At 33.9% G+C, this 6,035-nt stretch carries 7 protein-coding genes and 1 riboswitch; of the genes, 5 read left to right on the forward strand and 2 right to left on the reverse strand.

Translation table 11 applies throughout. From position 1 onward, the window contains the following. Positions 1-242: 242 nt before the first annotated feature. Both IKV95_RS04840 and IKV95_RS04845 read right to left on the reverse strand, forming a co-directional pair. A complete protein-coding gene (locus IKV95_RS04840; RefSeq protein ID WP_069126083.1) occupies positions 243-512 on the reverse strand; it encodes a zinc ribbon domain-containing protein in 270 nt (89 codons plus the stop codon). Positions 513-651: 139 nt separating this feature from the next. Then, positions 652-1,260: a YdeI/OmpD-associated family protein gene (locus IKV95_RS04845; protein WP_287451454.1), complete on the reverse strand. Its 609-nt coding sequence runs from the start codon at positions 1,258-1,260 to the stop codon at positions 652-654. Between the two features lie 143 nt (positions 1,261-1,403). Between IKV95_RS04845 and truA the strand changes: the two genes are divergently transcribed. The 5 genes from truA to ribD form a co-directional block, all read left to right on the forward strand. Next, positions 1,404-2,144, forward strand: coding sequence for a tRNA pseudouridine(38-40) synthase TruA (gene truA, locus IKV95_RS04850; protein ID WP_029091038.1), 741 nt, complete (start codon positions 1,404-1,406; stop codon positions 2,142-2,144). A gap of 321 nt (positions 2,145-2,465) precedes the next feature. Next, positions 2,466-3,209, forward strand: a complete 744-nt coding sequence (locus tag IKV95_RS04855; RefSeq protein ID WP_287451455.1) for a hypothetical protein — start codon at positions 2,466-2,468, stop codon at positions 3,207-3,209. 50 nt (positions 3,210-3,259) lie between these two features. Further along, positions 3,260-3,868, forward strand: a complete 609-nt coding sequence (locus IKV95_RS04860) for a DUF5105 domain-containing protein (protein ID WP_162919384.1) — start codon at positions 3,260-3,262, stop codon at positions 3,866-3,868. 299 nt (positions 3,869-4,167) lie between these two features. Beyond that, positions 4,168-4,761: a hypothetical protein gene (locus IKV95_RS04865; RefSeq protein ID WP_287451456.1), complete on the forward strand. Its 594-nt coding sequence runs from the start codon at positions 4,168-4,170 to the stop codon at positions 4,759-4,761. A 156-nt stretch (positions 4,762-4,917) separates the two neighbouring features. Then, positions 4,918-5,060: riboswitch (FMN riboswitch) on the forward strand. Between the two features lie 222 nt (positions 5,061-5,282). Beyond that, positions 5,283-6,035, forward strand: a 753-nt coding sequence (ribD, locus tag IKV95_RS04870; protein WP_287451457.1) for a bifunctional diaminohydroxyphosphoribosylaminopyrimidine deaminase/5-amino-6-(5-phosphoribosylamino)uracil reductase RibD, incomplete at its 3' end; no start/stop codon positions are given.

The following is a 6,035-nucleotide window of genomic DNA, read 5'->3' on the forward strand; positions in this document are numbered from 1 at the left end:
AGGATAGGTGTAACAGTGGGGATTGAACAGTTGAGTGTGATAGCTTTCCAAAAGACGTTCGATAGTGTGTAGGGTTGACGAGTCCTTTGCAAAAATTGCAACATTTAGCATTAAGCTCACCTCTTGAGCACATTATACCCGTTTTAAAAGAGAGTTGATAGTAATGGTAGCTAACTTAAAAAAAGAGTGAAAGAGAGTGCACGTAAAAAAAGCCTCTTAGATGTTTCAAGAGGCTAATACTGCTATTTCCAACGATCTAGTTTTTTAAGGAATTTTTTAGTGTACATCTTATTAAGAAAATACTTTTGTACTTTGTTCATATCTGAATTTTGAAACCCTCGCAAACTTATTTCATAAAATTCATCAAATGTAGCCTCACCATTGGTCCATTGACCATTATCGTAACATTTAATACAGTACTTTTCTGAAGCAGAGCCATCTGTTTCGATACCAAATTCATCTGCTTTATTCATTGGCATCCCGCAACTTTGACATTGTGGTGTTTTTGACATTTTAATTCCTCCGATATTAAAAAATAAATTTTTATTCTATGAAAAAGCAATGCATCATTGCTTAATTCCTTTGTTTTTAAGAAAGTGTTTATCAAAAAAAGTTGTTGATGACGGTTCTTCGAATGTAATAAATTAAAAATCATTTAAGTTTTTTAGTTGTTGTATCTAAAAAATGTTTTTGATTATCGTCCAAAAGACGCCCATTATCATGCCAACTGCCATACATTTTATTAGCTTTAGTATATTTAATTAATTTTTCTAAGCGTTTGTTAAATAGTTCGATATCTTTTTTATAGCTTTGAATCGTATCAATCCGGATGGTTTGATACAAAATCGGAAGCGTTCTAAAATTCTGGTAGACAACATCGTCTTGTTGAAGGGCCTCAACAATGCGAGCATCCCACTCAAAGAGATTAGGGTCCATTTCAGGTAAAACAGCACGGCCGGCAGTTGTCATTAAACCAAGAGCTTCTAGACGACGCACACGTGCTTTGTTCAATTCAGTCCAATTACTTCTTTTACTGCGTGGTGAAATACGTTGAATCAAACGGTTATCAGGTAACTTTTTTTTGACGCCATCAATCCAACCAAAACAAAGTGCTTCTTCCACGATATCTAGATAGAGTAATGTGTTCGTTTGTATAGAAATACTCATGACGAGCCAACATTCTGTTTCAGTTTTGCTATTAGCAACAAGCCAATTTCTTAAGTCTTTACGTGTTGTAAATTCAAAGTAGCTACTGGACATTTTCAAATCATCCCATCTAATTAGAGTATATTCTTTTTAATTTTAGCATGATACGAGGATTTTGGCTGTAATTGTTAATTTAAGGGATTATTGCTACAATGAATTAATAAATAATAAGCACGAATATGAGGAGAAAAATGATAATGCGAAATATAAAAATAACGATTGAATACGATGGGAAACGTTATCTAGGCTGGCAACGATTGGGTGATTCTGATAAAACAATTCAAGGACGAATTGAAGCGGTTTTAACACAAATTACAGGTGAAAAAATTGAGATTATTGGATCAGGACGAACGGATGCGGGAACACATGCGAGAGGGCAAGTGGCTAATTTTAAAACAGATTCACCATTGACGAGTGATAAATTATTAAATCAACTTAATCACTATTTACCTTGGGATATAATTGTCAAAAAAGTTGAAGAGGTACCTGAACGGTTTCATGCGCGTTATAACGCTACTGGTAAACAGTATAGCTACTATGTTTGGAATAATCCGATTCCATCAGCATTCGAACGTTATTACAGCCATCATATTTCGCAAAAGTTAGATATTACTAAAATGAATAGTGCTTGCCGTATGTTGGAAGGTACCCATGATTTTCTTGGTTTCTCTTCGCTTAAAAAATCAAAAAAAACAACGGTGCGTACAATAAAAGCAATCACAATTACGAGTGAGGGCGATTTGCTGCAGTTTAAATTTGAGGGAGAAGGCTTCTTATACAATATGGTGAGAATCATGATGGGGACAATTTTAGAAATTGGTGCAGGAACTTTAGAGGCTAACATCATCGATGATGTATTTATGAGCAAAACGAGAAAAAATGCGGGTATGACAGTACCAGCTCAAGGCTTATTTCTGGATTGTGTGGAATATAAATAAAGTCATAAAATAAAAACATAAAGTGAATCATTTATGTGGAAAAATAGTCTTTTGAAGAATAGAGAAATCTATTCTTTTTTTACGTTAATTAATTTTTTTAAAAGTTAAATTGATTCTAGTGATTACTTATCCTGGTTAATAAATACTTGTTTTCACAATTAAAATTAAGTATTCGTCTGCAATGAAAGAACGGTGTAATTATCGGGGGGGTTATTTTATAGATAAAATTAAATGATTAATATAAACTAAAAATGAGCTTTACTTTAGTTATTAGTAGTTATACAATGGTGTTTAAACTTCATTTGAAAGGGTGTATTATAAGTGGTTAAAAAAGTAGTGTTAATGTGTAGTGTTTTGTTTACAGCAATTGGAATTTCTTTAGGTGGTGGCGTTGATGTTCAGGCTTCAAATATGAATAAAGACTTGCAACTAACAATAAAACAAGAAAAAATCCGTGAGATGTTTACTCGAATTGAAAAAGTTGCTAAAGCAACATTAACAACACAAGTTAAGGAAAAAAAGGTAAAAAACATTGCAGTGGTTAAAGCTAAAAAAGAAGAGATTGCCGCAAAAGAACAACAAAAAGCAGCTGATAAAAAAGCGAATACAGTGATAAGTAATGAAAAAGCAAATCAAAACAAAGCATATGGTGAAAAATTAAATAATCCAGATCTTACGCAAGCGGAACGTCAACAAATTATTCAAGAAAAGAAAAATTATAACCAGTCAAACCAGTCAAATCAGTCAAATCAGTCAAACCAGTCAAATCAGTCAAATCAGTCAAATCAAGTGAATGGTAATGAAAAAGCGAACCAAAATAGAGCGTATGGTGAAAAATTAAGTAATCCCGATCTTACGCAATCAGAACGTCAACAAATTATTCAAGAAAAGAAAAATTATAATCAAGGAAATCAGTCAAATCAAGTGAATGGTAATGAAAAAGCGAACCAAAATAGAGCGTATGGTGAAAAATTAAGTAATCCCGATCTTACGCAATCAGAACGTCAACAAATTATCCAAGAAAAGAAAAATTATAATCAAAATAGACAAGGAGGACGTCGTTAAGACTATCTATGATGAAGCATAAATATAAAATAATTTTGTTAGGCCTATTAATGATTTTATTATTAAGTGCCTGTCAAAAACAGACTGATCCAAAAGCAGCAGCCGAAAGTTATGTGGATACTTACATATATGGGAAAGATAACGCGAAATTTAATGATTTTTTTGAGGATAAAACAAGTGACATCAAAAAAGAATCAAAATCAGCGTTTGTAAAAGAGTTATCAGCTGCACTAGAGTTAGATAATACATATGATGCTAATTTAAGTAGAATTTATGAGTCACTGAATAAAAAATTGCAAGATGAAACAAAATTTAAGGCTGAAACGATTGAAAATAAAGAGGGTAAAGCTCAAGTGGACCTAATGATTACTGGCTTAACTGAATGGCAAACAGGCGATTTTGAAAAAGAAGTCATAAAAGATTTAACTGCACAAAAAGTAAAAATAACACATAAAACGACCGATAAAGAACTGTCGAATATAGCTAAAAATAGTAGTTTACGTGTCATTAATAAAAAAGTGAATGAAGTGAAGGCTAATAAAAAAGCTCAAAAAATAACGATGTTATTAGTGCAAGATCCCGAGTTTAAAGAGAAGTGGATCGTGCAAAATGAAGATGAATTCCTAAAGGAATTAAGTGCTAAATTTGGACTTAACTAGTATTTGAATTTTCAACTAGTAGTAATCATTAATTGAAGGCGCAAAGCGAGCTGTTTTTATTTGTGATAAGGTTAATGATAATTTAAGAACAGAGAAGCAATAGTGTCAGTGAGAATGAAAGAATGAGATTAGTATTTTGGGCTCCTATTTCTTAGAATAGGGGCTTTTTACTATGATGAGCGATGGAACTTATTATTTTCAGAGAGTCGTTGAATGTTCATAACTAAGTAAGTAATGAAGTCTTTGGCTATGTTATTATTACTACAGTTACGTATTAAATAGGCAAAGGATAAGTACAAATGAATAAAATCAAAGAATTGATAATAAAGTTAAAGAAAATGTCTTTAAGAGACTGGTTAATTACTACCGCTGTAGTTTTAATGATTGTGGGTGTTTTTATGTTCTTATTTGGAGAAAACACGACTGGTTTAGTTATAATGTCAGTTACTGCATTGATGTTGATATTCCAAAAGATTATTATTGCGGGAGCTATAATCATTATTGTTGTCTTTAAATGGGGATTGCAAGAGTTCTCAAAAATGTCTTTGAAGACTAAATGTTTTATTAGTTGCGCCATACTAATGACTATTGGTGCACTTATTCTTAAATACCAGATGGACGATCATTTTTATAGAGGTACTTTTTATTCGGACAGGTCTGGCTACAGAAAAATAAAAGGGAATGTTTCACCGATAATGCTCGGTATAAGTGCTTTTTTGACTCCATTAGCAGGTACGATATTTATTCTAAGTATCCGTAAAAAAAAGATAAAGATTATGATGCTAACGGGAGTGTTCATTTTTGGTTGTGTAGTGCTCGGCTATTACTCTGCAATAGATGTGATTAATTATTATCAAAAATATTTGCCGTCAGTTTCATGGTTTTTGGAGTGATGTAACACAGTGAACAGCCGGTGGACTCGATTCGTTGCTATAATTTGTATTTATAGGTGATGGTAACTTACTGACTTGATGGTTCTGCTGTGTTTAATAAAAAATACTGATATTGACAAATAAAAAAACAGGTGATATGCTGTGTTCAATTGAATAATGATTCTTCGGGGCAGGGTGTAATTCCCGACCGGCGGTGACAAAAATATTATTTTTGAAGTCCGTGAACCATAATTTCGATTGTGGTTGATTCAGTGAAAATCTGAAACCGACAGTTAAAGTCTGGATGGGAGAAGTAATCAAAGGAACGGTTAACCAACGATAGCTGTAGGCTTTTTAAAAGCACCTACCTATAAGGGACATCCGTTTATTTAAAGCACACCTTTTTTAACCCCACTAGTTTTTTTAGTGGGGTTTTTATCTGATTCAAAAGAGACGAATGTGTGGTTTAACCTAGATTAATACTGTCTATTTTTTAAAAAGCCCCTCAAATATGAGGGGTTTTTTTGTTGGAGGTGAAGAAAGTGAGACATGAAAAATATATGCGCTTGGCAATTGAACAAGCGCTTAAAGGACTAGGGGAAACATATACCAACCCAATAGTGGGGGCAGTGATTGTTAAAGATAATGTTGTTTTAGGAAAAGGATATCATACACACTATGGTGCTGCACACGCGGAAGTAGAAGCCATTGATTCACTCACCAGCCTTGAAGAATCTATTCAAGCAACGTTATATGTTACTTTAGAACCGTGTGCCCATACAGGAAAAACCCCTCCTTGTGTTGAACGTATTATTGCGGGTGGCTTCAAACAAGTCGTCATCGGTCAACGTGATCCTAATCCCATAGTAGCGGGGCGAGGAGTGGCACTTTTACAAGCAGCGGGGATTGAAGTCATCGAAAATATACTGAGAGATGAAGCCTATCGTATCAATCTCATCTACAATCACTTTCATGAAACCAAATTGCCTTATGTGACCTTAAAATATACGAGTAGTTTAGATGGAAAGATTGCTGCGAAACGAGGTGTCAGAACAAATCTCAGTGGTAGCGAGACATGGCAAGATGTTCAAATAGAACGTGAAAAATATCAGGCAATTTTAGTAGGCAGTGAAACTGCGCTTGTCGATAATCCTTCCTTAACTGTTCGGAACCCACAAGGAAAGCAGGGGTTAACACGGATTATTATTGATCGGTCGGGTCGATTAACAGGGAAACTCATGTTGTTTACAGATACTAGTCAGCCTACGTGGGTGTTTACAGAAAATAGTAATTTG

Origin of the sequence: Brochothrix sp., from assembly GCF_017549435.1 — a bacterium.
Lineage (GTDB): Bacteria > Bacillota > Bacilli > Lactobacillales > Listeriaceae > Brochothrix > Brochothrix thermosphacta.